Here is a 26,544-nt window from a genome sequence, read left to right on the forward strand (position 1 = left end):
GTGCGCGCCTTCTACTCGCCAAAGGAACGTCGAAAGCTTCGGCTCTGACCGCATGGCCGATCAGGGCTCCGATGCTCGAGGTCTCCGCCCTGCCCGGCCATGCTTGCCCACCTTCGGTGAGACATTCCTACTTTGCGCAGCCAAGGACATTTCAACTTGGTTGCAACAAGGAGCAGCCGACGGGCCCGCTCAACCTACACTTCCAGCAGAGTCAGATCAGCCTGACCGGACTGAGTGAGCGCGAATGCTTAAAAGAAGCACGGTGATCAGTCTTACAGAGTTATGCCGATGGAGCGCGACTTCCTGGCACGAAAGACAACACCCTTAAAATAGAATTAGTTTATACTTGAATCAATAATCAACTTCTTCTATGTTATACGCGCTTCGCGTTATGTTCGCGCAACCGTAGCAGTGTGGGCGCCCCACTAATCGAGACGCCCACAACCTACTATTACAGTTCGACTTCCCAAGACTTGTAGGACACTCTTGCGGCTGCCGGAGTGGCATCTGAAATTTTCCGGATATTGGCCCAGGTCTGCTTGTAGTTTGGCAGCATGAGTTCGTTTGTCCCGGCATTGATCACATTGCCCTGCGTGCCGTTTGGAGCGCCGAAGATCATGAAGGTCTCGTTCCGCCGCGCGGTCGGCTCGGGATAGACAAGCGCCTGAGTGGCGCCGACATTATTGTAGACCTCGACCATGTCGCCAGGCTTCAGCCCGAGATCGCCCATATCGTCGGGATGGATCTGAATGAACGGCACCGGGAAGCGGTCCATGACGAATTCATTCTTTTGATCCAAGAACCAATTCTGCCAATTCAGGTTGGCCCGGCCGTTGTTGATCAAGAACCGGAAGCCGGCTTTCTGTTGTTCCTTGCCAGGCGCTTGAAGTCCGCGCCATGCACCCATGCAGAAAAGTGCTTTGCCATCCTCGCGGCCGTGACGGGTGAACACTCCGTCTTCGTAAAGGCGCAGGGTGCCGACAAGCTGGCCATTCTCGAAACCTTTGACCGGTTCCTGCACGCCGTTGTTGCCTGCGTCACGCAGCCGCTCATAGGTCACCTCGGGATGAGCCGAGTGGTAGCCATCCATGAAGGCGTCTTCTTCGGTTTTCCAGTCGAAACCCATGAACTGGTCCGCATAGTCCGCCCGTCCATCCTCCCGCAGCACCCGCTCCAGATGGTTGGCAAGGCGAGCTGCGATAATGCAGTCGGGCTGCGACGATCCGGGCGCATCCATGTATTTCTCCACGAGGCGCAAGCGGCGCTCGCCGTTCATCGACGTCAGGTTCATTTCGCCCGACTCGACCGCAGGTAGGATCACATGCGCTGCCTGACCAATCTGGCTGTGAATGATATCGACGCAGACGCTGAAAATACCGCCAGCGTTGATCGCTCCCACAATGGCATCGACCAGTTCTTCACGCGTCGCCCCGGCACGGGCATCCATGGCTTCTTTCACCATGTTTGAGCGGCGGTTGTAGACGCGCTTGAATTCAGCAGCGTTCAGCGTGGTCTTGTAGTGATCGTTGGCCCAGATGTGATGGACCTTGCCGCCGCCCGCGATGATCAGCTGATCGATATAGGGAGCGGGACGGCCGACATGGGCATCCGAGGGACGGAAGTAACCTTCCTGGTGCCCCCCGAGCCGGCAGACCCCGCCACCTTCGCGCCCCACGTTGCCAGTAGCGAGGCCGATGTTCAAAAGCGCGCCGATGACCCGATAGTTGTCGTTACCCCAGATGATACCCTTTTCATAGCCGGTCACGCATTTGCGGCGGCTGCCATCCTCGTGGGGCTTGGCAATCCATTCGGCGGCCTGGATCAGTTGCTCTTCGGTCAGACCGGTTGCGGCCGCGCCGTCCTGAAGGGACATCTTGCAGGCCGCTCGTGCCGCTTCGAAGGATCCCAGAGCCGCCGGGTGGGCAGCATCTTCGGCGACGGCAATATCGCCTTGAAAGGTCGAACCGGCAATGAAGTCGGTGTCCACCCATCCCTGATCGGCGATATGGGTGAAGAGAGTGTTGAACAGCGCCAGATCAGAACCGGAACTGATTGCCAGATGCATCACGTTTTCGGGGCCAGCAACCTGCTCGCACGCATCTACGGTGACGGTCCGGCGCGGATCGACGACGATCACCTTCGCACCGTTCTGCATGCCCTTGACCATATGGTTCAGGAACAGATTGGTCTGACATTCTACCGGATTGGTTCCAACCAGCAGGATCGTGTCGGTATTCTGGTAATCCTCATAGGTGTAGTTCAGTTCGTCGACCCCCATGTCGCGCGACGAGTGAACCTCGGAGTTATAGGCTGGGCGGTTATGGATGCGGCAGTGTTTGACCTTCATGCTGCCGAAATAAAGCTTCCCAGTGCCCCATGTGTTTTCGTAGCCGCCGGCGCTTCCGCCATGATCGAACATCGAGACATAAAGATCGTCTTCATTATCCTTGTCGATGACACGGGCAGTGACACGGGCGACGAGGTCCAGAGCATCATCCCAACTGGTCGGCTGCCAGGTTCCATAGCGCCAGACCAACGGTTCCGTCAGGCGCTGCTGCTGCGTGCCGGTCACATCCGAGCGGCGGTTCTCTGCCATCCTCGCACCCCGGACCGAGCCAAGGCCGGAGTTCACAACGCACTCGACATCGGGTTTGATGACCAGATGGACATCCCGCCCATCCTGCTTGACGACATTATACATCGACGGTGCATACCACGCTTCGGTATCCGCGCCCTGCTGGACGGTCAGATCAACGCCGAAGATGTTATCGTCCGGGCCCGTGCCTCCCTGTTTCTTCAGAGGCCAGGTATAGGCTTTGTAACCGCAGCCGACGATGCAATAGTGGCAGGTGACGTTGTGGATCTTGGCGTCTGCGGGAATGATCGGCAGACGATCGATGTTGCGCTTGTAAGCCATCTCTAGCCCCCCTCAAGCCAGCACGTTGGACAGACGGCCATAGATCAGCTCGTCAGCGCCCTCGGCATAGATGTCGCCCTTCTCATCCACGCGAAGCGCGAACTGAGGCAGGTTCTGCGTCGCATGGCCCCAGATCTGCTGGCCGCCCTTTTCGCAGTCGAACCTGCTGAAATGCCCCGGACAGTTCAGCGTCTTGTCGGCAGCATGGTAAGACATGTAATAGCCCTTGTGCGGGCAGAGCACTGAATAGGCGACGATATCGCCATCGGGTCCGGCGCCGCCCTCCACTGCGGCACCCAACTTGATCAGGACACCGGGGCTGTCTTCATCGGGATAGCCGATGTCCAGTGGTTCGTTCACCACCAGGTCCGCGATGTTGGCCAGCCTGGCCGAAGGATAGGACAGCATCGCAAGTCCCGGATCAGCCTGTGCGGGGGCTGCTGGCAGAACGGTGGCTGCTGCCGCTCCGGCAGCGCTCAAGACACCGCCGCGCAGAAACTGACGTCGACCGACTTCGACAAGTCGATTGCATTTCATGGCTGGGCTCCTCCCTGGCATAGAATTGCCACCAGTCTAGGCAATCCGCACCAAAGGGCGCTACGTTATCTAGGACCTTCTATAGCACAGCAATGCACTGACTTTATTGGCATATTCAGAATGTTTGGAATTCCGAACATCTGGAAGGCGCCTACAGCCCCAGCTTCTGCATTTTTTCCCACAGCGTCGTTCGCGACACTTTCAAGAGACGGGCAGCCTCACCGAGGTGCCCCCCCGTGCGCTCGAGTGCCAGAAGAATATGAGCCCGTTCGGCACTGTCGCGCGCCTCGGACAATGTGGGAAGCATCTCATCGGGCGCTGCCCGGCGCTCGGGAAAGAGATCGGACGGAAAAAGCATGTCAGAGGCCGCCGTCGACATCGCTTGCACCAACCGTGCCCGTAGCTCACGGCCGTTTCCCGGCCAGCCATGACTGCGCACGGTTTGCTCTGCCAAGGCCGAGATCCCACTGAGCGGGACATTCCGTCGTGCGTTCATCTGGGCAAACAGGTGATGGAGCAGCCATACTGCATCCTCGGGTCTTTCCGCCAGCGGCGGGATCGGAATGTCGAACTTGTCGAGCCGAGAGAAGAGATCGGCCCTGAAGCGTCCTTCTGCCGTTTCCACTGCCATGCCGTTGCCACAAGCGGCAATGATCTGGGCCAGGGGTCCGCTATCCAGCCAGGACATCATCCAGTCCTGCCCGGGGACTGTCAGGCGCTCAAGTCCATTCACAAACAAGGTGCCTTCACCCACCTGACGGACAGCGCAATCCAGATCGCAAATCATATTGTCGCTGCGGGCCAGACTGACAGACGCAAAAGGTGCCGCGCAGCGATCGGAAAGATCATGGATCCGACGTGCAACAAGCGCTTTGCCCGTCCCGCGCGCACCCCGCACCATGACGGGGTCGCATGTGATGGCGGCCAGAGCCACCAGTTCCTCCACTCTGCGCGCTGCCGGAGAGACGCCCAGAAGCGGCCGCGTCGACACGGCTGTTTTTGGGCGCAGCAGATGAGTCAACCGCTCCAGAAAGCCGCTCATGTCGAAAGGCTTTAGGATGTAATCGACACCCCCGGCCTGCAACAGACGCACTGCCTGGTCGATGCTGCCTTGTCCGGTGATGAACAGGAACGGCGGGGGGGTCATGGTGCGGCAGAGGGTGGTGAAAAGCTCCTCCCCGGTTCCATCAGGCAGCCGGATGTCGCAGATTACTGCATCGATCGGAGCACGAGGCGTGCGCAAGGCGCCGATCGCCCGCTGCATTAGCTTCAACCAGACAACCTCAGCCCCCTCCAATCGCAAGCGCTGTTCAATCGAAGCGCCCATGATCTCATCGTCCTCGATCAGGGCGATACGGCGGCCTTTCAGCATCATATCTGTCCTTTTGCTGGCAAAAGCACCCGTATTTCGGTTTGTTCCCGCACGCGTGCATAAGCCACTGATCCGTCCTGACCACGAACAAGTTCGCGCACCAAGCGCAGCCCTACGCCTCCGCCGGGCTGCACAGGATCATCGCTCAGCAGCCGTGCTTGCGCTGCCTGGTCCAGGCCTGGCCCGCTGTCACTGACAACCAGCTCCAGCATGTTGCCCTTGAGCGCGATGGTCAGGGACACCTTTCCGCCCGCGCCCGCGGCAGTTGCAGCGTTCAGGAGAAGGTTCAGGACGACTTGCCGTATGGGAGCTGCCGGCCAGGCCAGCAGGATGGACGGTGGCAGATCCGTCTCCCAGGACAGCCCTTGCCCCTGCCGCAGGGTTTCCGGCTCGAACAACACGCGCAGGTCATCGAAATCCTCGGGTGTCAGAGGCAGACCTTGCCTGTCCTGGCGGTTGTGATCCAGGGTCGCGCGGGTCACGTCGCGCAGATGCCGCAACCCTCGATCAAGCAGCGCGGCCGCATCACGCACGACATCAGGTCGGTCGGCATAAGTGCGAAGGGTATCAGTCGCATTGAGCAACCCGCCCAGTGGATTGTTGATTTCATGAGCGAGCGAGGATGACAGGCGCCCCAGGCTGACAAACCGCTCTCGCTCGGCAAGCCGCCGCTCCGCCTCGGCGCGGGCCAAAGCGGCATTGCTCATTGTATTATAGTTTTGAAAAAGCCGGGTCAGTTCTTGGTCGCCTTTCGGAAATCTCTCTTCAGGGATTGCCTGCGGCGTGTTTCCCGAGGACGAGATATGTGCCGACAAGGCAGACACGGGGCGCAACATCCGCCGCACCACGACATATCCGCTCGTTGCCAATGCCGCAGTGGCAAGGGCATTGCCCAGCAGCAATAAAAGCAACATGCGCCGTCGTTCAGCCACGAGATCGGCGACGTTCAGTTCCAGAAGGATTTGCCCTGCCTTGCGTCCTTGGTAGCGCAGATCGGCCTGCAACCGAATATGATCATCATCACCGGCAAGGCTCAGGCCTTCCAGCGTCTGGACATCTGCGAGAAACGGATCAAGCGCACTGTCGACCGGCGCACGGAAGGGGTCGGATGCGGCGATGACCCGCCCCTCCTCATCTGCCACCACCGTCAGGACCATCCGCCGGCCTGCCAAGGCCTGTGTGGCACGGTCCAAGGTGTCGTAAACCTCCCACACATCCCGGCGCAGCACTGCAGGGCCAAGCGCCACGGTCAGCGCATCGACATGCAGCCGTGCCAGTTCCCGAAGGCGATCCTCCTGCACCCCCCCAAGCACCGACATCACCTGGTGAGAGGCGACAACACCAACCAAGACCATCAGTCCGGCCGCGATCAACGGCACGCGTATGGTCAAGGGCAGACCCGACCACGCCATCAAAGGTCCTGCAGGAGGTTCATCCGCGCGCGGATCCCGTCGTAAAGCGCGGTCTCGGCCTGGATGATCCCGTCGAGTTGCAACAGGTCCAGGACTGCCAAACCTGCCCTGCTTTCGCCAAGCGTCAGCAGGGTTGATCGGAGCCTGCCGACCTCGTCACGCATCAGGGACCTGCTTCGGGTGACGAAAGGCGGAAAACCCAGCGGTTCCGACCGGGTGATGACCTTGGTGCGCCTGGTCAGCTCCGGCTCGACCTTGTCGAGCGCTTCCCAGACATAACCGTCCACACTGCCGGACCGTGTCAGCCCGCCGGCCACCGACCGCACAACATTTCGGTGTCCGTAGGTAAATAGCGTCCGGCTGAAAAACGTCTCGGGGCGTTCGCTTAACCGCATCAGGTCCGAAGCCGTCACCAGCCAACCTGAATTGCTGTCAGGATCAGCGAAAGCGTGACTATCGCCACGCAGATCGCCAAGACCTTTCGCTGGATCATCGGTCCCGGTGATCAGGTAGGATCGATAAACAGGCGCACCACGCCAGACAGGAACGCCCAGCAGCGAAAGCGTGTCCTGATGTTGCAAATAGGGAAAGCCGCAGAGCCATGCTGCATCGACACTGCCTTCGAGCAGAAGACCGGTCACTTCCTGGTAGGTGCGACGCTGAATCAGATCGATGGGATGGCCGGTGCCTGCCCCAAGAGCTGCCTTTAACTGCGAGATGACCTCGGCGTCATTGTCCAGAAACACCGGTGTCAGACCCAGCCGGATCGGTGCTGCGGCCCGCAGCACCAAAGGGGCGGCAAGGAACACGCCGGTCAGCCCGATAAATCCGCGTCTGCCATACTTTCCCATGCACGTCCCCTCTGCAGTAACGATAGGCGCACCTTCTTCAGGCTTGCAACAGATCGGAACATTGACGTGGTCCTCCGAAAAGCATAAATCGGCAATCGTCGAATAACGATTAACAGGGTGATCATGCACCGGTCCGATTGCAGGTCCGAGGACCTGCGCCTTGCTGAACTGGCCAAAGCGCTTGGCCATCCTGCCCGTATCCGTATTCTGCGGCTCTTGCTGGCAACGCCGGGCTGCATTGGCGGAGAGATCGTCGAGGCGGTGGGACTGGCGCAGTCTACTGTGTCGGAACATCTGCGCATCTTGAAGGCTGCCGGAATCATCACCGGCGAAATTTCCGGGCCACGCATCTGCTATGCGATGAACCCCCAAGCCCTTGACAGCCTGACGCGCTTCATCGCCTCGCTTGTCCCGGCAGACAAAGCGCAATGCTGCCTTCCGGATCTGAAGGAAAAATCATGAGCCTTTTCGAACGCTGGCTGACCCTTTGGGTTGCCCTTTGCATTCTGGCCGGTCTGGTGCTGGGCAATTTGGCGCCCGGTGCCTTTGCCGCGCTGGCAGGGCTGGAATATGCCTCGGTCAATCTCGTGGTCGCAGTGCTGATCTGGGCCATGGTCTATCCGATGATGATCGCGATCGATTTTGGATCGCTGAAGTCTGTCGGGCAGCGGCCCAAGGGGCTAATCATTACCCTGGCAATCAACTGGCTGATCAAACCGTTCACCATGGCGGCTCTGGCGGTCTTGTTCTTCAACCACCTCTTCGCCGGTTTGATCGACCCGGCGAAAGCACCGGAATATATCGCCGGGTTGATCCTTTTGGGCGCGGCGCCCTGCACGGCGATGGTCTTTGTCTGGTCGCAATTGACCAAGGGAGATCCGAACTACACGTTGGTGCAGGTTTCCGTGAACGACCTGATCATGGTTGTGGCCTTTGCCCCTATTGTCGCCTTTCTGCTTGGCGTGACCGAGATTTCCGTGCCGTGGACGACGCTGATCCTGTCAGTGGTGCTGTATATCGTGATCCCCTTGATTGCAGGCTGGCTGACAAGGCGCGCCTTGATCGCCCATGGCGGGGTCGCTGCGGTCGAAGACTTCATGACCCGCATCAAGCCTGTCTCCATCCTTGGACTTCTGCTGACAGTGGTGCTGCTGTTCGGCTTCCAGGGGCAGGTGATCCTGTCCCAGCCGCTGCTGATTGCCTTGCTGGCCGTGCCGATTATCCTGCAATCTTACGGGATCTTCGCGCTTGGCTATGCCTGGGCCTGGGCTTGGAAACTGCCGCACAGGGTCGCGGCGCCCTGCGCCCTGATCGGGACCTCAAACTTCTTCGAACTGGCCGTTGCGGTGGCAATCGGCCTTTTCGGTCTGAACTCCGGCGCGGCGCTCGCCACTGTTGTCGGCGTTCTGGTCGAGGTGCCCGTCATGCTGTCGCTCGTCGCCATCGCAAATCGCACCCGTGACCAGTTTCCGGCATGATTTTTCCCATCGTCATATACCACAACCCTGACTGCGGCACCTCGCGCAATGTCCTGACAATCGTTCGTGCCGCGGGATACTCGCCCACCGTGGTCGACTATCAGACCGAAGGCTGGAGCCGCGCGCACCTTCTTGGCCTGTTTGCAGCCGCGAACCTCACGCCCCGGCTGGCGCTGAGGGTGGACCGAAGCCCGGCAGAGTTGATGGGGCTGACCAAGTCCGCCGTGCCAGACAGCCAGCTTCTGGCGGCAATGGTCGCACATCCCATCCTGGTGAACCGCCCCTTTGTCTGTACGCCCAGGGGTGTGCGCCTCTGCCGCCCGTCTGAGGCAGTGCTGGATCTGTTGGAACACGTGCCGCCCGGACCGCTTGCCAAGGAAGACGGACAGATGATCATCGACGCAGAAGGAAACCGCCTTGTCTGATTGCGACACGCCAAACATCGAGGCCGACCTGCTTCCGGAACCCGACCTTGGCCTCTTGGGCGCTGCTCCGGGTCCCGCACCGCGCATCCTGATCCTCTATGGCTCCTTGCGCCCGCGCAGCTTCTCGCGGCTGTCGGCCGAGGAAGCAGGCTGCATTCTGACAAGGCTCGGCGCCGAGGTTCGTTTCTTCAATCCCTCGGGCCTGCCCCTGGTCGATGACGGAACGGATGCCAGCCATCCGAAGGTTCGAGAACTGCGCGATCTGGTGGCGTGGTGCGAAGGCATGGTCTGGTCCAGTCCTGAACGCCATGGCGCGATGACCGGATTGATGAAGACGCAGATCGATTGGATCCCGCTTTCGGAAGGGGCAGTTCGTCCGACCCAGGGCAAGACGCTGGCGGTCATGCAGGTGTCCGGGGGATCGCAGAGCTTCAACGCGGTCAACCAGATGCGCATTCTGGGTCGATGGATGCGCCTGCTGACCATTCCGAACCAATCTTCGATCCCGAAGGCCTTTCAGGAGTTCGACGAAGCGGGGCGAATGCGCCCTTCCCCCCTCTACGACCGGATCGTCGATGTCATGGAGGAGCTGATGAAGTTTACCCTGCTGACCCGCGGCCGGGCGCATTACCTCGTCGACCGCTATTCCGAGCGCAAGGAAAGCGCCGAGGCTCTGATGAAGCGGGTGAACCTGTCAGCGGCAACCTGACCAGTCCCATTTCAGCCGCGGCGCAGGCATCCTTCCAACGGCACCGCTGCCATGAGCGTGTTCGAAATCGTGCCGTATTTCAGAATGTTTCGATGCAGAAGATCCAGCCGAGGTTCTGGCTCGGCTGTATCCACCACGATTTCATAGCGGATCAGGACGAGCTTTGGCGGTGCATCCTGCCGCACCGCCTCAAGCTTCACTTCGGCGCCACTAAACTGGAACTTTAGCATTGGCGCGACCCGCTCGATGCCCTTCAGCATACAGGCCGCGAGGGCTGAGAGAAGCAGCTCGACCGGGTTCATGGCATCTTGGCGGCCTGCCAGACCGGTATCCAGCAGAACATGGGCGGCCTTGGCGGTAGCCCGGCTACCGTGCTCATCGAGACGACGGGCAATGATCTTGTATTCGAGCACCAGAAGCGTCCTTTTCTGTTTGCGTCTTGCCTATGTGCTGACTGCCGGAAGATAGCCGCACGTCGTGATCTGCAGCCTTGATCTTCATCAAGGCACAAGCGTCGACCGCAATCAGCCATCATGACGTTTCTATATTTTTAAAAATATAGTTTACAGGCAGAATGCAAAAAGGTAATCTTCTTTCATGGACCTGATTTCCGCCTCCTCACGTCTTGAAGCCTTGGGTAATCCAACCCGTCTCGCAGTCTTTCGCCTGCTGGTGCGTGCAGGAGAGGCTGGGCTGGCGGTGGGGCAGATCCAGGAAAGGCTCAGTGTTCCGTCATCGACCCTGTCGCATCACATCAAGTCCTTGATGATCGTGCAGCTGATCGAGCAGGAGCGCGTGGGCAAGACGCTGATCTGCCGCGCCAACTATGCCGAAATGAATGGACTGATCGGCTTTCTTGTGGCCGAATGCTGCGCCGATGCGACCTGCACCACAACTGAAGACGCGGCGTAACATCAGGCGAAACGTTTCGATGTTTTTAGAAGGGTAGACATAAAGATGTCAAAGACGCAGTATAAGACCGTCGCCATACTGGGAGCAGGTCCGGTGGGCCTGGCAGCTGCGGCGCATGTTATCGAACGCGGCATGGTTCCGCTTGTCCTCGAGCAGGGTCCCGAGGTTGGCCATGCCATGAAGCAATGGGGCCATGTGCAGTTGTTCTCGCATTGGGGACTCAACGTCGACGCTGCAGCACGACGGCTGTTGCAGGCACATGGCTGGCAGTTGCCGGACGAAGATGGCTTCCCGGCCGGCGCCGAAATCGTCGATCGATATCTCGTGCCCCTTTCGCGTCTTCCCGGTCTGGAAGGCCGCGTCCATTGCAATCATCGCGTTATAAGTCTGTCACGCCTCGGTTTGGACAAGGTGGTCGATCAAGACCGTGCAGCTACCCCCTTTCTTATCTTGGTGCAAAGCCCGGATGGCGAGCGGCGCTTCATCGCCGATGCCGTCATCGACGCGACCGGAACCTGGTTCAGCCCCAACCCTGCCGGCTCCGGCGGACTTCCCGCCACCGGTGAGCTTGGACATCCGGCACTGCGCTATGGAATGCCCGATGTGTCGGGGGCAGAGCGCGCCCGCTATTTGGGGAAACGCGTGGCCGTGTTGGGCGGGGGGCATTCCGCTGTGGGAACGCTGATCGAATTGGCCAACCTGCCGGACACGACTCCGATTTGGCTGCTGCGCAAGAACAGCCCGCGCCGCGCCCTGGGGGGCGGTGCGGCAGATCAACTGGCCGAACGTGGCACCCTTGGCATGGTGCTGACCAGGATAATCGGTGACGAACGCGTAAAGGTGCAGTCGGGCTTTCACCTGGCCGAGATTGATGGCACGCCTCCTATCCTGCGCGCCGAGGATGGCCGGCAGGTGCTGGCGGATCAGTTGGTCGTCGCCACCGGCTTCCGCCCGGATCTCTCCTTTCTGCGCGAGGTGCGCGTGTCGCTTGATGCAGGGCTGGAGTGTCCCCCTGCTCTCGCCCCGCTGATCGACCCGAACCTGCATTCCTGCGGCACGGTCCGTCCTCATGGCGCGGCCGAGCTTGCCCATCCGGAGCCCGGTTTTTACATCGCAGGCATGAAATCCTATGGTCGGGCTCCGACCTTCCTGATGGCGACAGGATATGAGCAGGTCCGTTCCATCGTGGCGCAGATCGCCGGAGATCAAGCGGCAGCGGCGCGGGTGGAGCTGGTGCTGCCGGAAACCGGTATTTGCAACGGCCCGCCGGTCACGGCGCAGGCAAGCTGCTGCGGCGGAGCGCCAATCGCGCGCACCGATGCCTGTTGTGCCCAGGACGAAGCCGCGAAAAATGCGGGCGGGCCAGGCTGCGGCTGCAACAGTCCCGCTCCACCTGAAACAGTCAGGTGCTGTGGATGACCGTCCCCCGGACGGGTCCGGTGGTAGCTGCATTGGGAACGGCCCAGACCATCGCCTGGGCCTCAAGCTACTATCTGCCCGCAGTGCTTGCCGTGCCGATGGCGCGGGATCTGGGCCTGTCACCCGCATGGGTGTTCGCAGGCTTTACGCTGGCCATGGTGATATCGGCTCTGATCGGACCTTGGGGCGGCACCGTCATCGACCGGCAGGGTGGGCGCAGGGTCTTGCCGATGACCAACCTGGTGTTCGCGGCGGGCCTTCTGGCTTTGGCAGGTGCACAAGGGCCGACAACGATGCTGATGGCTTGGGCCATGATCGGACTGGGGATGGGTACCGGCCTTTATGACGCAGCCTTTGCCACCTTGGCCGGAATGTATGGCAAGGCCGCACGATCACCGATAACCGGAATCACCCTGATCGCGGGCTTTGCCAGCACCATAGGCTGGCCCCTCTCGGGGTTGATCGAGTCCTGGGGCGGCTGGAGAGTGGCCTGCCTCGTTTGGGCGGGATTGCATCTGGCTCTGGCGCTGCCGCTGAACCTGTGCCTGCCCCGGCATCAGGGCGCGCGGCAGGCTGAAACGGCCAGCCAGCCATCAGAAACAACCGTGCCTCGTCTGTCGATGTATCTTTTGGCGTTTGTCTTTACTGCAACCTGGTTCACCTCGACGGCGATGGCTGCCCATCTGCCCCGGCTGTTGGAGGCGGCAGGCGCCACAACCGCCATGGCGATTGCCGCTGGGGCTCTCATCGGGCCCGCACAGGTCGGTGCCCGTCTTTTGGAGTTTGGCTTATTAAAGCGGTTCCATCCCCTTGTTTCAGCACGAATTGCAGCCTTGGCACATCCCGCTGGAGCCGTGGCTCTGGCGGCCTTTGGGGGCCCCGCAGCCTATGCCTTTGCGCTTAGCCACGGTGCAGGCAACGGCGTCTTGACCATCGCCAAGGGCACGCTGCCGCTGGCGCTCTTCGGACCTGATGGATACGGCCTGCGGCAGGGCCTGTTGTCGGCTCCGGCGCGTCTTGTTCAGGCGGGGGCTCCTCTCATCTTTGGCGTGGCCCTTGACCTGTGGGGCACCGGGGCGCTGTGGCTGACCGCGGGTATCAGCGGCTTTGCCTGTGTGGCGTTGTTGATCCTTCGTAGCCAGCCCACCTAACGCAAGCGGCCGATGGAAAGCCAGCTTGCGGCTGCCATGACGCCCGCCGTGGCGAGGCACAAAGGCAGCCCACCGATCTGATAGCTGACCCCGGACAGTAGCGTGCCCAAAAGGCGCCCCGCGGCATTGGCCATGTAGTAAAAGCCCACGTCCATCGTGACCCGCTCCTTTTTCGAAAAGGCAAGGATCAGGTAGGAATGGACGGCCGAGTTGACCGCAAAGACGAAGCCGAAGAACAGGAGCCCGGCGACGAGAGTCAGCGTAAGCCACAGCGCGGGTGTTCCGGCGATCAGGGCCGCTGCTGCCAGCAGGAAGGGGATCGGGGTCAGCCAGCCGGCCCAGGCAACGGCTTTGCCGATGATTTCGGATTCGGGTTTGCCCTTGGCATCCAGAAGCTGGGGGGCGGCGGCCTGAACCGCGCCATAGGCGATGATCCACAGCGCCATGAAGCCGCCGATCAAAAAGAATGCCGCCCGGCGTCCGTCCGCTGTGCCATCCGACAACACCATCTGAAAATAGACCGGGACTCCGACGACGAACCACACATCGCGCGCGCCGAACAGGAACATCCGGGCAAGACTGAGGCGATTGATCCGATCATCGGTCGACCAGATGGCCGAAAACCTGGTGCCCTTCTTGCCGGTCGGCAGGCCCGGCGGCAGGAAGAGCGCCACAGCAAGCAGGATCGCGGCCAGCACGCCCGCCATGCCCCAGACAGCCGCCTCAAACCCTGCAAGCGCCAGCAATGCCGCACCCAGAAAGAAGCCCGCACCCTTGACCGCATTCTTCGAGCCGGTCAACAGGGCCACCCACCGAAACAGGGTTCCTTCGCTTTGAGGCGCCAGCAGCTTCACAGCCGATTTTGACGACATCTTGGCCAGATCCTTGGCGACGCCGCTGGCGCCCTGCACCGCCATCACGAAGATGACCGAAGCGCCCACACTCCACGCAGGATCAAGCTGAGCAAGTGCTATCAGCGCGGCGATCTGCAAGCCAAGGCCGGCGTAAAGCGTAAAGGCCAATCCAAAGCGCGCGGCGATCCAGCCGGCCGCAAGGTTGGTCACGATCCCCGCCACCTCATAAAGCAGAAACAGCCAGGCCAATTGGATCGGACTGAAGCCCAGCCCATTGAAGTGCAACAGCACAAGCATCCGCAATGCGCCGTCCGAGAGCATGAAGGCCCAGTAGGCGGCAGTGACGGCCACATAGGCGCGCAGGGGGTTAACGGCGGTCATACTGCCTCGTTCGTCAATGAAACATGCGCAGGAACCTCTTGCCCCCCGCGCGTTCCGAGGCCGCTTCCCCGGAGAGTGTTGATGATGGGATCAGAGGCTTCGTGCCACCAGCCGAGCAATATCGGCCAGCCGGCAGGCATATCCCCACTCGTTGTCATACCAGGCATACACTTTCACCTGAGTCCCGTTGACGACCATGGTCGATCCGGCATCGATGATCGCCGAGCGGGGATCATTGACATAATCCGTTGAAACCAGAGGCCGCGCCTCATAGCCGAGAATGCCTTGCAGAGCCCCCTCAGAGGCAGCCTTGAAGAGGTTGTTGACCTCCTCGACCGTCGTTTCCCGTTCGACTTCGAACACACAATCCGTAATGGAGGCATTCAGCAGCGGAACCCTTACGGCATGGCCGTTCAGCCGCCCCTTCAATTCCGGATAGATCAGCGTGATGGCCGTCGCCGACCCGGTGGTGGTCGGGATCAGGTTCATCAGGGCAGAACGGGCGCGGCGCATGTCCTTGGCTGGCCGGTCCACGATGGTCTGGGTGTTAGTCACGTCATGGATCGTGGTGATGGAGCCATGCCGGATCCCGATGTTTTCGTGGATCACCTTGACCACTGGGGCAAGGCAGTTGGTGGTGCAACTGGCGGCCGTCACCAGCCGGTGCTGCGACGGGTTGTAGAGATGATGGTTGACACCATAGACGAGGTTCAGCGCGCCCTCATCCTTGACGGGAGCCGAGACGACGACCTTCTTCACGCCAGCCGCATAATAAGGTTCAATCCTAGCCGCCGTCTTGAAGACGCCGGTCGCGTCAATAACCAGCTCGATGCCAAGCTCCGCCAAGGGGAGGTCCTCGATCCGTTTGACATTGGTCAGTCGCATACGCTGATTTTCCAGGGTCAGGCTTTCGGAATCGTAGCCTGTCACACCCGCCCAGCGGCCATGGACGCTGTCGAACTCCATAAGCAGCGCGTGCTGCTCAGGATCGCCCAGGACGTCGTTGATCAGCACGATCTCCGCGTCAATGCCGCGGTCGATAAGATCGCGCAGGGCCAGTTTGCCCATCCGGCCCAGACCGTTGATTGCAATTCTTGTCATCGTCAATGTCCTCAAGCGTCATCCAGACCGATCTGGTCCACACGCTGTTGCAGGGAAATTCTATCCAGGCTCTTAATGGGCAGGGACGCGAAAGCCTCGATGCGGCGACGTAGCGCGGCATAAGTCTGGGCAAAGACCAGCCCCTTTTCAGCATCGGTACCGGTCGCCTTGACCGGGTCCGGCAGACCCCAATGACCTGAAATCGGCTGCCCCGGCCAGGGAGGGCATTCCTCGGCCGCTGCCTTGTCACAGACAGTGAAGACGAAATCCATGACTGGCGCATCCTGCGTTTGAAACTCGGAAAGATGCTTGGCCCGAAGGGCGTCTACGGCATGACCGTTGCGTGCAAGCACCTCCAGAGCGAAGGGGTTCAGCTGAGTATTCGGCCGGGTTCCTGCCGAATAGGCGTTGAAAGAGCCCTCACCCAAATCACGCATCAAGGCTTCGGCAAAGATCGAGCGCGCTGAGTTTCCCGAGCAGATGAACAAGACGTTGTAAGCCTTTTGCGGCATGACCCTCTCCGGTGCTGCAGAAATCGATGAAAAAAGCTCCGGCCGGCCTCGACCGCAGTCTGTGAAGAGGTAGCCGATGAGCGAGGTTGCCGCCTTCAAGGATGCGGCGTAACGGATCGACCGGCCTTGCCGTTCAGAACGGACAAGTCCTGCCGCTTCGAGATCCGAAAGATAATGGGACAGGGTGTTTTGCTTCAGCCCCAGGCTTTCGGCGATATCGGTTGGCCGGACCCCATGGGGGGCATGCCGCATCAACAGACGGAATACCAAGAGGCGTCCATCATGCCCAAGGGCGGAGAAGATTCTGGATGCAGAGGTAATTTCCATAATTCCTAAATAACGGAATTATCAGAGCTGCTCCAGTGAAGTTTTCATGACAGGATCATGCTGACAAAGGCAGTCTGCCCAGCCTGTCCACTTCCCGTTGGATGGCGCTCCTGTCGAGAGCCTCCAAGCCGAGCTGCGCAAAAGGCCGGATCCGTCTTGTCAGGGAATGATACGCATCTTCAAAAGCGGCACGGCGTGCGGCATCAGAACCCTCGACCTTTGCCGGATCGGGATAGCCCCAATGCGCAGTAAGCGGTTGGCCGGGCCAAGCCGGACATTCTTCGTCTGCCGCCTGGTCGCAAACTGTGAAGACAAAATCCATGATTGGAGCGTTCATACCCTGAAATTCAGCAATATTCTTGGAGCGCAAAATTCCGGTAGGATGGCCGTGCTCCTCAAGAATCTTCAACGTGATCGGGTTTATTTCTGAGTAAGGCCGCGTTCCAGCCGAGTAGACATTGAAGCGATCTTTACCCTCTGTCCGTAAGATCGCTTCTGCAAAGATGGAACGAACCGAATTACCACTGCAGATGAAAAGGACATTAAATTTCCGACCCAACCGACGTTCCCGAAGCTGGGCTTCAGCCGGCTGAGCCGAGGGGAAGCGGCTGCGGCAGCAATCGTCGAAGAGGTAGCTCAGCAATTGCCCGGCCCCGTCCAGGTCAGCACTGTAGAGCAAAGAGTTTCCTGCTCGATCCTGATGGATCAAACCGGCGCGGCGCAACACCGCCAGATAAACAGAAAGAGTCGAGCGCTTGTAGCCGAGTATCTCGGCCAACTCGCCGGCCGCAACCGCTTGCGGATATCTCCGGACGAGAAGCCGGAATACATTGAGTCGTTCAGCATGCCCCAGTGTGGCAAGCATCTTGACCATCATATCCGGCATCGCATCATCCTTAGCCATAGATCCTCGGCACGCCATTGCTTCTGCATGGCCAAGACAAAGGGTTATGGCAAGGTCAGACCAAGATTTTGTGACAGCTCAACTCTATCCCAGGGCATATCCGGCTCCCCTGACCGTTCTTAACGGATAGTCGCCCCTGGTTTGTAGGATAGCCCTGCGCAGCCTGCCCACATGCACGTCTACCGTTCTCGTATCAATGAGAACTTCTCGACCCCAGACACGATCCAGAAGCTGCTCACGGGAAAACACTCGTCCCGGACGTTCCATGAACGTCGCCAGCAAACGGAACTCCGTAGGACCGAGATGGACTGCCTTTCCCTCGACATAAACTCTGTAAGCTTCTGGATCCAAAGTAATGTTGCCAAATTCAATCACTGAGCCAACCAGCACTGGCCGAGACCGGCGAAACTGGCTGCGCACTCGGGCCATGAGTTCGACAATCGAGTAGGGCTTGACCATATAGTCGTCCGCGCCGGTTTCGAGGCCGCGAACTCTGTCCACCTCTTCTGCACGGGCAGAAAGCATGATGATCGGAATGGGCCTCGTTTTCGCCTGCATCTTGAGGCGGCGACAGACCTCCAACCCGGATATCTTGGGTATCATCCAATCAAGGAGGATCAGATCGGGGCCTTCGTCCTCGACAAGTTCAAGCGCCTTTTCGCCGTCTTCGGCCGTCACGACCGCAAATCCTTCGGACGCAAGATTATAGCAAAGCACCTCGCGCTGCGCGTCCTCGTCTTCAACCACCAAAACCTTAGGTTGAAGCGGTGTATTCGATCCGGACTGGGTCATCTCCCCCTCCCCCTGTCATTCCTTGCGCGTGGCCGACGGTGCAGCTCCTTCGCTCATGAACATCGCCTCCTCCGCGACGTTGGTGGCATGATCGCCAATGCGCTCCAGGCTCTTGGCTGCGAATAACAGATGCACGTCAGCCGAGACCCCCGCCGACGGGCGCTTGGCTGCGGCAACAACCAGATGGAAAAGATCGTCATGGATCGCATCAATCTGGCGGTCATCACGAACCACTTTTTGGGCAAGTTCCGGATCTCTCCTCACGAGGGCGTCGGTGGCATCTTCGATCGCACCGACGACAGCCTTATGCAGGCGCGAAAACTGTCCCCTGGCTTCGTCTGAGATATCCGCGCCAAGCCCCGCAATGACACGCTTGGCCATCCCTTTCGCATGATCGGCCGCGCGCTCCAGATCGCCTGAACTATGCTCCATCGCCATGACCTGGCGCAGATCACGTGCCACCGGATGAAAACGGGCCAGGATGGCAAGGCATTGTGCGCGGATGGCTTCGAAGTCACGGTCGACGGCAAGATCATGTTCGACCACCTGCCGAGCGAGCTCGCTGTCTCCCGAAAGGATGGCTCGCCCTGCATCAGACACCATCATGTGCACCTTTTCAGCCATGCGCACTGTTGCAGCCAGTAGCCCATCCAGGGCTTGATCGAAGGATTTCAGTGTGTGTTCCATGCATTCCTCGATCAGCCGTAACGTCCGGTGATGTACTGTTCTGTCCGTGGGTGCGACGGAGTGCTGAAGATCTGATCGGTCGCCCCAAATTCGATCAGTTCGCCAAGATACATGAACGCGGTTCGTGCCGAGATGCGCGCAGCCTGCTGCATGTTGTGCGTGACGATCACAATGGTCGTCTCACGACCCAGTTCCTGCACCAGATCCTCGATCTTGGCGGTTGCGATCGGATCGAGGGCCGATGTCGGCTCATCGAGCAAAAGGATCTCAGGGTTTGGTGCCAGCGCCCGCGCGATGCAAAGGCGCTGCTGCTGACCGCCGGACATGTCATAGGCCGAGCGATGAAGACGATCTTTCACTTCGTCCCAAATCGCGGCGCGCCGCAACGCAGCTTCGACCGCTTCGTCGATCATAGCCTTGTTCTTGACCCCCCTCACCCGCAGCCCCGCTGCAACATTCTCATAAATGGATTTCGGGAAAGGGTTGGGCTTCTGGAACACCATGCCGATGCGCAAGCGAACGAGGACGGGATCGGCCTCAGGCCCGACGAGGTTCTGGTTTTCCGGCATCAGGGAAATCCGGCCCTCATATCTGTTTCCGGGATAGAGATCGTGCATTCGGTTGAAGCACCGCAGAAGCGTCGACTTACCGCAGCCTGAAGGACCGATCATCGCGGTGATCTGCCGGTCCAGGATCGGCATATTCACGCCTTTCAGGGCCTGCGTGCCATCGGCATAGTAGAAATTCAGATTCTCAACCTTTGCCCGAAGCGGAACCTGCTCTGCCGCAGCCGGGATCGGAGGGGCAGAGGCAACCTCAGTAGGGTTCTTTTCGATGTTCATGAGGGTCTCCAGCATAAGGCGACTCCGGCTCAGTTGCGGATGTTGCGGCGCAGGCGATAGCGGATCCAGATCGCGGTGCCGCTGAGGGTCAGCGTCAAGGCCATGAGGACAACACCCGTGGCGGCAGCGTTCACATGGAATGCGGCCTGCGGTCGTGAAATCCAGTTGAACATTTGGATCGGCAAGACCGTGAAGCCTTCCTGAAGCCAATTGAAGTTGATGAACGGAAACTCGGAAGACACCGGAGCTTCAGGCAAGAAGGCGATAAAGGTCAGTGCACCAATGGTGATGATCGGTGCCGTCTCACCGATAGCACGTGAAAGCCCGACGATTGCGCCGGTCAGGATGCCAGGTCGCGCGGCGGGAATGATATAGTTCCACATAACCTGCCATTTGTCTGCGCCGAGCCCATAGGCACCTTCCTTCACGATCCGGGGGATCGAGCGCACGGCCTCACGAGTGGCGACGATGACAACAGGAAGAATCAGCAGCGCCAGCGTCATGCCGGCCACAAGGATCGTCTTGCCGAGTTCCAGCCCGTAGACAAAAAGGCCAAGCGCCAGAAGGCCGTAGATGATCGACGGAACACCTGCCAGATTGGCGACATTGATCTCGATGATGTTTGAAAGCCAGTTCTTTGGCGCATATTCTTCGAGATAGACCCCAGCCATGACGCCAATCGGAATGGCCAGGCAGGCCGTCACGAGCATGACCAGCAATGATCCAACCCATGCCGACAAGATCCCGGCATTTGCCGCACGGCGCGAGGGAAAAGACGTCAGAAAGTCATAGTCGATGCGGGAAATCCCTCGGATCATCAGATCGCCGATCAGGGCGAGAAGCAGGCCCATGGAAATCACCATGACAAACAGGCCTAGTCCGGCAACGAAGAGGTCCTTGCGCTTGGCCGAAGCCACAGCCTGCATCGCCGCCTGCGACGTCGAACCTGCGGAAGGTGTTTCCATTGATGACACGGACATCAGTAGGCCTCACGGAAGCGGTTGCGAAGGTAGAAACCTGCGACGTTGAAGCAGAGGGTGATTAGAAAAAGCACGAGCCCTGTGGAGAAGATGGTGGCATAGGCCAGCGAGCCATGCGGAAGGTCGCCAAGGCTCATCTGAACAATGTAGGCTGTGATCGTTGCGGCGCCTTCGCGTGGATCAAAGGTCAGATTGGGGTTCTGTCCACCGGCGATGGCCAGGATCATCGTTTCCCCGACTGCGCGGGACATGCCGAGAATATAGGCGGCGGTGATGCCCGAAAATGCTCCGGGGATGACCACCCTCAGCGCGACCTGCCAACGGGCCATGCCGAGCGCATAAGCCCCCTCCCGCAATCCGTTCGGAACAGCGCGCATTGCATCTTCCGAGACTGACACGACATAAGGAAGGATCATGATGCCGATGATGATGGAAGGTGAAAGCAGGTTAATGCCTGCGAGGCCCGGAATGACCTTTTGCAGCAGCGGTGTCAGAACCAGCAGCGCAAAATAACCAAAAACCACGGTGGGGACCGCCGCCAGAAGTTCGAGCGCAGGCTTGACGGTTTCCCGGACCCGGACCGAGGCATACTCGGACAGATACACCGCCATGACCGTGCCGAGCGGAATAGCGATGAACAGCGCGAACACCGCAACCTGCAGAGTAGCCATCAGCAGTGGAAGAATGCCGAACCGTGCATCGGTGAAGACCGGGGTCCAGACCGTGCCTGTCAAGAACTCGATCAATGGAACCTGGCGAAAGAATACCCAACTTTCGGTGACCAGGATCACGACGATCGCCGTGGTGACAAACACTGAGAGGGCCGCGCTTAGAAACATGAGCGCGGCCATGGAACGCCCGAACAATTGACGCCTTCTGACGAAGCCCGAACTTACGAGCTCGTTAGCGGAAGGTATACCGTTTTGTGGCACAGGCGGCTCCAGGCTGGATCGAACAAAGGGCGGCACCGCAACGGGCCGCCCTTTTCGTCAGGGGTTATTCAGAAGCAAGCAGCTCTTCGATCGACACGCCAATCTTGGAGCCGCCTTCAAAGAACGTGCCGGTCTTGCGCGCGGCAACCTTGGCCTTGCCCAGTTCGAAAGCGTGCTCAGGCAGCGGCACATACCCGACTTCGGCAACCAGAGCGGTGCCATTTGCAGGGTCCATCATGAAATCGGCATAAGCCTGCACTTCCGGACGATCCAATGCGGCTTTGCTGACGTACATGAAGAGCGGGCGCGACAGGGGCTGATAGGATCCGTCACCAGCGGTTTCGACTGTCGGCTCGACGCAGGAACCATTCGCCTGAGTGATGCCAACCGGCTTCACCTTGTCACGGTTTTCTTCCAGGTACGCTAGGCCCAGGAAGCCGAGGGCATTTTCGTCACCGGCCACGCCGTTGATGGTGATATTGTCATCTTCGGTGGCAGTGTAGTCCCCACGGGATTCATGCTCGACGCCGTTGATGGCGAGCGTGAAGTAATCATAGGTGCCCGAGTCGGTGCCCGCACCGAAGAGGCTCAAAGGCGCATCAGGAAAATTCTGGTTGACCTGGTTCCAGTTCTTCACCTTGTCCTGAGCTGCCACCTCCCACATGGTCTTCAGCTCTTCGACTGACATGCAGGTGGCCCAGTCGTTGGCTGGGTTTACGATGACAGCCAGTCCATCCATCGCAACCGGCAGTTCGATGTATTCGATCCCGCTCGCCTTGCAGAGTTCGATTTCCTCGTCACGGATCGGCCGCGATGCACCGGTGATATCTGTTTCGCCGCGGCAGAACTTCTTGAAGCCTCCCCCCGTACCCGACGAACCGACAGTCACGCGTGTGCCGGTCGCATTTTGGAACTCTTCAGCCATGGCTTCCGAAACCGGAAAGACGGTCGAAGATCCGTCAACGGTCACGGTTGCCTCCTGAGCCGCAGCCTGGAAGGCAAGCAGAGAAACTGCAGTAGTGAGGGAAAGGGTTATGGTGTTGCGCATGGCGTTCAATCCTCATGAGGGCGACAGGAACCAAAGTTCCAAGCTTGGCTAAGGGCGCGTTGCAACAGCTTCACCACAGTTATGTAACAATTTCATGAAATACTAAAATAGATCTCAAAGAAAGTGCTCCAAGTTTGCCAGGCTGGAGCACGAGATCAGATGATAGCCTTACGGACCTTTGCCGAAAGCCATTCGGACACGACCACAGTTGCCAAGATCACGAGCAGGATCATTGTAACTTGAGGCCAGGCCAGAGTGCTGAGGGACGATTGAAGTTTGAGCCCCAGGCCACCAGCACCGACTAGCCCCAGGATCGCGCTTTCCCGGATATTGATGTCCCAGCGGAAGATGCTGATGCCCCAAAAGGACGGCAGCACCTGCGGCACAATGGCATAGTCCAGAAGCTGCCATCGTCCGGCGCCTGTCGCTGCTATTGCCTCAACCGTCTTGCTGTCACATTCTTCGATCGCTTCATAAAGCAACTTGCCGATGAAACCGATGGACCGAAGGCCGATAGCGACGACTCCGGCCAGAAGACCCGGCCCCATAATTGCAACCAGCAAGAGCGCCCAGATCAACGAATTGATGGAGCGACTTGCCACGATCAAGAACAATGCTGCCGGGCGCAGGACCAAAGCAGACGGTGTGGTATTACGGGCCGCCATAAATGCGACCGGGACGGCCAGGATCACGCCGAGGAGCGTGCCAAGGGTCGCCATGTTGATCGTATCCCAAAGGGGTCCCAACAGCTCCGGCAGGTAGGACCAACGTGGCGGCCACATCCGACTGCCGATATCGGCAGCCTGTCGCGGCGCATCCCAAGCATAGGCCCAGATGGTGCCCTTGGTCATCACCTCCCAGCACCAGAAAAAAAGCGCAATCATCATCAGCCAGCCCGACCACAGAGCAAGGCGAGCCTTGGAACTGCGCCGCTGCCAGCTTGCAGCGATATCAGTCATTGCAGGAACTTTCTTAGGTAGCTGGAACTGTATTCGGCCAGCATCACCAGCAGGATGATGATCAACAAAATCGCTCCCGCGCTGTCATATTCATAACGGTCAATAGCAGTGTTCAGCGTCGCGCCGATGCCCCCTGCCCCCACGATGCCGATCACCGCGCTTTCACGAAAATTGATGTCCAGCCGATAAAGCGACAGCCCGATCAGCCTTGGCATCACCTGCGGTTGGATGGCGTAGTTGACCACCTGCCACCAGCCTGCGCCAGTAGCCCGGATCGCTTCGGCCTGTGCTTCATCAATATCCTCGATCGCTTCCGCCAAAAGTTTTGAGATGAAGCCAATGGTAGCAAAGCTCAGGGTCAGAAAACCCGCGAGCGGGCCAAAGCCGAACATTGCGACGAAGAAGATTGCCACGATGATTTCCTGGAGGGCGCGGCTTGTCGCAATAATCGACCGGCAGACGGCGTAAAGCCAACCAGGAGCGATGTTGCGGGCCGCGCCAATACCAATAGGCACGGAAATGGCGATGCCAACAACAGTAGAGGTGAACGTCATGGTCAGGCTTTCGACAAGTCCGTTAGAGATGTCGCGCCAGCGGCTGATAAAATCGGGTGCTAGAAACCCTTGTGCAAAATGCAGGCCGCGTTCCCAACCAGCGGCGATACGCGCCCAATTCGGATCAAGTGAAGACAGCGCCAGAACAAGATAGATCCCCGTTCCCACTCCAAGCGCTTGCCGCCATCCAGCATGAGTGAAGATCTGTGGAGGGCGGCGCCACCTTGCAGGATAACTGCTCATGCGACAGCTTCCGCGATGTGTGAACCCGCCCGATCGCGGCGCGCTTCCTCGCTGGCACGTTCGTCTTCTTCGACGTCCCTACGCATCGCGGCCCAGTCCTCCAGGCCATAAATGAGCGTCAGCTCATCCTCAGTTAAGGCTGAGGGAGGGCCGTCAAAAACAATGCGGCCAGCTCGAAGGCCGATGATCCGCTGCATAAACTGCCGGGCGAGTGGTACGTCATGGATGTTTACAACAGCCGGCAGTCCCCGTTCTGCGCAGATCTCGCTGAGAAGCCGCATGATCTGCCGACTGGTTTTGGGATCGAGGCTGGCAGTTGGTTCATCGACCAGCAGCAGCTCCGGCTCTTGCGCCAGAGCGCGGGCGATGCCGACGCGCTGCCGCTGACCGCCAGACAGGGCATCCGCCCGCTTGTCCGCATGGGACAGAAGGCCCACCCGATCCAAGAGGCCAAAGGCCCGGCGAATGTCCTCAGGGCCAAATCGACGGGTGAAGCTGGTCCAGAAGCTGACATATCCAAGACGACCGGATAATACGTTCTCCATGACGCTCAGGCGCTCGATCAGCGCATATTCCTGAAAGATCATTCCGATACGGCGACGTGCTATTCGCAACTCGCGCGATTTCAGGCCAGTCAATGCACGACCCGATAGGCGAACCTCGCCAGATGTTGGCTCTACCAGACGGTTCACGCAGCGGATCAGCGTCGACTTCCCTGCTCCAGAGGGGCCGATCAAGCCAACCATCTGACCCTGGGGTATGGATAATGTCACGTTATCCAGGGCCTTCTCGCTATTGCGATAGACCTTGGTCAAGTTGTGGAGTTCAAGCATCGGGCTTCCTTGCCTTCCGGGCATTAGGCCCGCCTTGTGGTCATTCGGCAGATAGCGACAACGTCGCGTGCCGGATCAGGCGGCCTTCCGACCGCCTGGGCAAGATTGCGATTTATTGGCAGGCGTAGCTGACACCCATAGCTGCATCGATCTCGCGCACGACATTCCAGTTGTCCTTAAAGGAAATCGGGATGAACTGCTCTTCGCCTGATTTGCTGAATTCTTCCGCCAGCGAGGAGCCTTCCCAGTCAAACGAAAAGAAAGCCTCCTTGATCTTCTCCTGCAGTTCAGGTGTCAGGTTATGAGCAACCCCATAGCCGGTGGTTGGGAATGTGTCTGACTTGTAAATACTGACCAGCTTGTCGGCCTCGACAGCACCCCGGTCAATCATCCGGACCATTACTGAGTTGGCCACGGCACCAGCGTCATAATCTTCGTTGGCAACGCCGAGCACTGTGTTGTCATGCTTGCCCGAGAATGCCGGGGTGTAGTCCTTACCTGCTTCCATGGTGTAATTGGCTTTCAGCAACGCTGAGGGAGCCTTGTAACCAGAATTGGAGGTTTCGGATGAGAAGGCCAGCGTGCGGCCCTTGATATCCTCGATTTTATTGATGCCAGAGCCAGGATGCGTGATGATTTCCATCTCGTAGCCGTAACTGCCATCCTTGGCAGCCATCATGGCAAAGGGACGAAAGCCGGCACAGGCGACAGCTAGGGGATTTGAGCCTGTATTGAAGCCCGCGACATGCAATCGGCCGGCGCGCATTGCCTCGATCTGGGCGGCGTTCGAATCCACGGGGAAGAACTGGACGGACTTGCCGGTTACATCTTCCAGATAAGTCAGAAAATCTTTCCAGACATCGACGTAGACTGCCGGATCTTCGACTGGAGTGTAGGCAAAAATCAGTGTTTCGGGGTCGACGAGATCAGCCGGTTCCGTCGGAACGTCGGCAACCATGTCACCATCGGCATCTGTATAGCGGGCATCCAAGGAAAACTCAGCAAATGCTTGACTCGCAGTGATGGTGATCGCGGTGGCGAGAAGCAGGTGACGCAGTGACATGACAGTCTCCGAAACTTGTTGATGCTCAAGGTCGGGCTACTGAGTCAGGGTAACAATCAAACGACCGAAATCTGACGAATTCATGAAAACATGAAATTAAGAATGCAGGATCATGACGCCGGCAGCGATCCATCCTTTCTGTCCCAACATCTCAGGTTTCTTTCGTCGGATCTAAGGCCAGCAGGCGCAGGGCGTTGAGCGTGACCAAGACCGTGGCCCCGGTATCGGCCAGGATGGCGATCCAGAGGCCGGTGATGCCCAGGACCGAGGTCACGAGAAAGACCGCTTTCAACCCGAGCGCTAGCGTCACGTTCTGCCTGATGTTCCCCATGGTCGCGCGGGCCAGCCG

At 59.2% G+C, this 26,544-nt stretch carries 29 protein-coding genes; 8 read left to right on the forward strand and 21 right to left on the reverse strand.

Features of this window, described 5'->3' with window-relative positions; translation table 11 throughout:
* On the forward strand, positions 1-266 hold a 266-nt coding region (locus CK944_RS23775), incomplete at its 5' end, for a hypothetical protein (RefSeq protein WP_205049097.1).
* 185 nt (positions 267-451) lie between these two features.
* On the opposite strand, the gene CK944_RS18165 is transcribed toward CK944_RS23775, so the two are convergent.
* The 5 genes from CK944_RS18165 to CK944_RS18185 all read right to left on the reverse strand — a co-directional run bounded on the left by CK944_RS18165 (position 452) and on the right by CK944_RS18185 (position 7,089).
* A complete protein-coding gene (locus CK944_RS18165) occupies positions 452-2,917 on the reverse strand; it encodes an arsenate reductase (azurin) large subunit (protein WP_103174492.1) in 2,466 nt (821 codons plus the stop codon).
* A gap of 12 nt (positions 2,918-2,929) precedes the next feature.
* Positions 2,930-3,325 carry an arsenate reductase (azurin) small subunit gene (locus CK944_RS18170; protein ID WP_239986140.1) on the reverse strand — a complete coding sequence of 132 codons (396 nt, stop codon included), beginning with the start codon at positions 3,323-3,325 and terminating at the stop codon, positions 2,930-2,932.
* Positions 3,326-3,605: 280 nt separating this feature from the next.
* Complete coding sequence (locus CK944_RS18175) at positions 3,606-4,829, reverse strand: sigma-54 dependent transcriptional regulator (RefSeq protein WP_239986141.1); 1,224 nt, start codon at positions 4,827-4,829, stop codon at positions 3,606-3,608.
* Positions 4,826-6,217: a HAMP domain-containing sensor histidine kinase gene (locus CK944_RS18180; protein WP_239986142.1), complete on the reverse strand. Its 1,392-nt coding sequence runs from the start codon at positions 6,215-6,217 to the stop codon at positions 4,826-4,828. Before CK944_RS18180 ends, CK944_RS18175 begins: the two co-directional genes overlap by 4 nt.
* 20 nt (positions 6,218-6,237) lie before the next feature.
* Positions 6,238-7,089 (reverse strand): PhnD/SsuA/transferrin family substrate-binding protein, encoded by an 852-nt coding sequence (locus CK944_RS18185; protein WP_103174496.1) that lies wholly within the window; start codon positions 7,087-7,089, stop codon positions 6,238-6,240.
* 123 nt (positions 7,090-7,212) lie between these two features.
* On the opposite strand from CK944_RS18185, the gene CK944_RS18190 reads away from it, so the two are divergent.
* From CK944_RS18190 to arsH, 4 genes are read left to right on the forward strand one after another with little or no spacing between them, the layout of a single operon-like run.
* Positions 7,213-7,551, forward strand: coding sequence for a helix-turn-helix transcriptional regulator (locus tag CK944_RS18190; RefSeq protein WP_103174497.1), 339 nt, complete (start codon positions 7,213-7,215; stop codon positions 7,549-7,551).
* A complete protein-coding gene (gene arsB / locus CK944_RS18195; protein ID WP_103174498.1) occupies positions 7,548-8,567 on the forward strand; it encodes an ACR3 family arsenite efflux transporter in 1,020 nt (339 codons plus the stop codon). Before CK944_RS18190 ends, arsB begins: the two co-directional genes overlap by 4 nt.
* A complete protein-coding gene (locus tag CK944_RS18200) occupies positions 8,564-8,992 on the forward strand; it encodes an arsenate reductase family protein (protein WP_103174499.1) in 429 nt (142 codons plus the stop codon). The genes arsB and CK944_RS18200 overlap by 4 nt, the downstream gene beginning before the upstream one ends.
* The gene (arsH, locus tag CK944_RS18205) at positions 8,985-9,701 is read left to right on the forward strand and encodes an arsenical resistance protein ArsH (protein ID WP_103174500.1); all 717 of its coding nucleotides are present in this window, start codon (positions 8,985-8,987) and stop codon (positions 9,699-9,701) included. The genes CK944_RS18200 and arsH overlap by 8 nt, the downstream gene beginning before the upstream one ends.
* Before the next feature lie 11 nt (positions 9,702-9,712).
* Here arsH and CK944_RS18210 read toward each other — a convergent pair whose 3' ends face one another.
* Positions 9,713-10,114, reverse strand: a complete 402-nt coding sequence (locus CK944_RS18210) for an OsmC family protein (RefSeq protein ID WP_103174501.1) — start codon at positions 10,112-10,114, stop codon at positions 9,713-9,715.
* A gap of 184 nt (positions 10,115-10,298) precedes the next feature.
* Between CK944_RS18210 and CK944_RS18215 the strand changes: the two genes are divergently transcribed.
* From CK944_RS18215 to CK944_RS18225, 3 genes are read left to right on the forward strand one after another with little or no spacing between them, the layout of a single operon-like run.
* Positions 10,299-10,613, forward strand: a complete 315-nt coding sequence (locus CK944_RS18215) for a helix-turn-helix transcriptional regulator (RefSeq protein ID WP_103174502.1) — start codon at positions 10,299-10,301, stop codon at positions 10,611-10,613.
* A 45-nt stretch (positions 10,614-10,658) separates the two neighbouring features.
* Positions 10,659-12,032, forward strand: coding sequence for an FAD-dependent oxidoreductase (locus CK944_RS18220; RefSeq protein ID WP_103174503.1), 1,374 nt, complete (start codon positions 10,659-10,661; stop codon positions 12,030-12,032).
* Entirely contained in the window at positions 12,029-13,183 is a 1,155-nt protein-coding gene (locus tag CK944_RS18225; protein WP_103174504.1) for an MFS transporter, read from the forward strand. The genes CK944_RS18220 and CK944_RS18225 overlap by 4 nt, the downstream gene beginning before the upstream one ends.
* Here CK944_RS18225 and arsJ read toward each other — a convergent pair.
* The 15 genes from arsJ to CK944_RS18300 form a co-directional block, all read right to left on the reverse strand.
* On the reverse strand, positions 13,180-14,418 hold the full coding sequence (arsJ, locus tag CK944_RS18230) for an organoarsenical effux MFS transporter ArsJ (RefSeq protein WP_103174505.1): 1,239 nt from the start codon (positions 14,416-14,418) through the stop codon (positions 13,180-13,182). The two genes, CK944_RS18225 and arsJ, sit on opposite strands and share 4 nt — an antisense overlap.
* Positions 14,419-14,508: 90 nt before the next feature.
* Positions 14,509-15,519, reverse strand: coding sequence for an ArsJ-associated glyceraldehyde-3-phosphate dehydrogenase (locus CK944_RS18235; protein WP_103174506.1), 1,011 nt, complete (start codon positions 15,517-15,519; stop codon positions 14,509-14,511).
* A gap of 11 nt (positions 15,520-15,530) precedes the next feature.
* The gene (locus CK944_RS18240) at positions 15,531-16,358 is read right to left on the reverse strand and encodes a metalloregulator ArsR/SmtB family transcription factor (RefSeq protein WP_103174507.1); all 828 of its coding nucleotides are present in this window, start codon (positions 16,356-16,358) and stop codon (positions 15,531-15,533) included.
* 55 nt (positions 16,359-16,413) lie between these two features.
* Positions 16,414-17,262 (reverse strand): helix-turn-helix domain-containing protein, encoded by an 849-nt coding sequence (locus tag CK944_RS18245; RefSeq protein ID WP_239986144.1) that lies wholly within the window; start codon positions 17,260-17,262, stop codon positions 16,414-16,416.
* A gap of 84 nt (positions 17,263-17,346) precedes the next feature.
* Complete coding sequence (gene phoB / locus CK944_RS18250) at positions 17,347-18,054, reverse strand: phosphate regulon transcriptional regulator PhoB (RefSeq protein WP_103174509.1); 708 nt, start codon at positions 18,052-18,054, stop codon at positions 17,347-17,349.
* A gap of 15 nt (positions 18,055-18,069) precedes the next feature.
* Complete coding sequence (gene phoU / locus CK944_RS18255; protein ID WP_103174510.1) at positions 18,070-18,741, reverse strand: phosphate signaling complex protein PhoU; 672 nt, start codon at positions 18,739-18,741, stop codon at positions 18,070-18,072.
* 11 nt (positions 18,742-18,752) lie between these two features.
* Positions 18,753-19,583: a phosphate ABC transporter ATP-binding protein PstB gene (gene pstB / locus CK944_RS18260; RefSeq protein WP_103174518.1), complete on the reverse strand. Its 831-nt coding sequence runs from the start codon at positions 19,581-19,583 to the stop codon at positions 18,753-18,755.
* A gap of 29 nt (positions 19,584-19,612) precedes the next feature.
* Positions 19,613-20,548 carry a phosphate ABC transporter permease PstA gene (gene pstA, locus CK944_RS18265; protein ID WP_205049098.1) on the reverse strand — a complete coding sequence of 312 codons (936 nt, stop codon included), beginning with the start codon at positions 20,546-20,548 and terminating at the stop codon, positions 19,613-19,615.
* A gap of 14 nt (positions 20,549-20,562) precedes the next feature.
* Positions 20,563-21,414, reverse strand: coding sequence for a phosphate ABC transporter permease subunit PstC (gene pstC / locus CK944_RS18270; RefSeq protein ID WP_103174512.1), 852 nt, complete (start codon positions 21,412-21,414; stop codon positions 20,563-20,565).
* Positions 21,415-21,559: 145 nt separating this feature from the next.
* The gene (locus CK944_RS18275; protein ID WP_103174513.1) at positions 21,560-22,543 is read right to left on the reverse strand and encodes a PstS family phosphate ABC transporter substrate-binding protein; all 984 of its coding nucleotides are present in this window, start codon (positions 22,541-22,543) and stop codon (positions 21,560-21,562) included.
* A gap of 155 nt (positions 22,544-22,698) precedes the next feature.
* Positions 22,699-23,502 carry a phosphonate ABC transporter, permease protein PhnE gene (phnE, locus tag CK944_RS18280; RefSeq protein ID WP_103174514.1) on the reverse strand — a complete coding sequence of 268 codons (804 nt, stop codon included), beginning with the start codon at positions 23,500-23,502 and terminating at the stop codon, positions 22,699-22,701.
* Positions 23,499-24,299 carry a phosphonate ABC transporter, permease protein PhnE gene (gene phnE / locus CK944_RS18285; protein ID WP_103174515.1) on the reverse strand — a complete coding sequence of 267 codons (801 nt, stop codon included), beginning with the start codon at positions 24,297-24,299 and terminating at the stop codon, positions 23,499-23,501. Before phnE (CK944_RS18285) ends, phnE (CK944_RS18280) begins: the two co-directional genes overlap by 4 nt.
* Complete coding sequence (gene phnC / locus CK944_RS18290) at positions 24,296-25,132, reverse strand: phosphonate ABC transporter ATP-binding protein (protein ID WP_103174516.1); 837 nt, start codon at positions 25,130-25,132, stop codon at positions 24,296-24,298. The genes phnE (CK944_RS18285) and phnC overlap by 4 nt, the downstream gene beginning before the upstream one ends.
* A gap of 112 nt (positions 25,133-25,244) precedes the next feature.
* Positions 25,245-26,195, reverse strand: a complete 951-nt coding sequence (phnD, locus tag CK944_RS18295; protein ID WP_103174517.1) for a phosphate/phosphite/phosphonate ABC transporter substrate-binding protein — start codon at positions 26,193-26,195, stop codon at positions 25,245-25,247.
* Positions 26,196-26,346: 151 nt separating this feature from the next.
* Positions 26,347-26,544 (reverse strand): hypothetical protein (locus CK944_RS18300; protein WP_146038705.1); only part of this gene is annotated, 198 nt, incomplete at its 5' end.

The organism is Paracoccus sp. SY, from assembly GCF_002901215.1.
Lineage (GTDB): Bacteria > Pseudomonadota > Alphaproteobacteria > Rhodobacterales > Rhodobacteraceae > Paracoccus > Paracoccus acridae.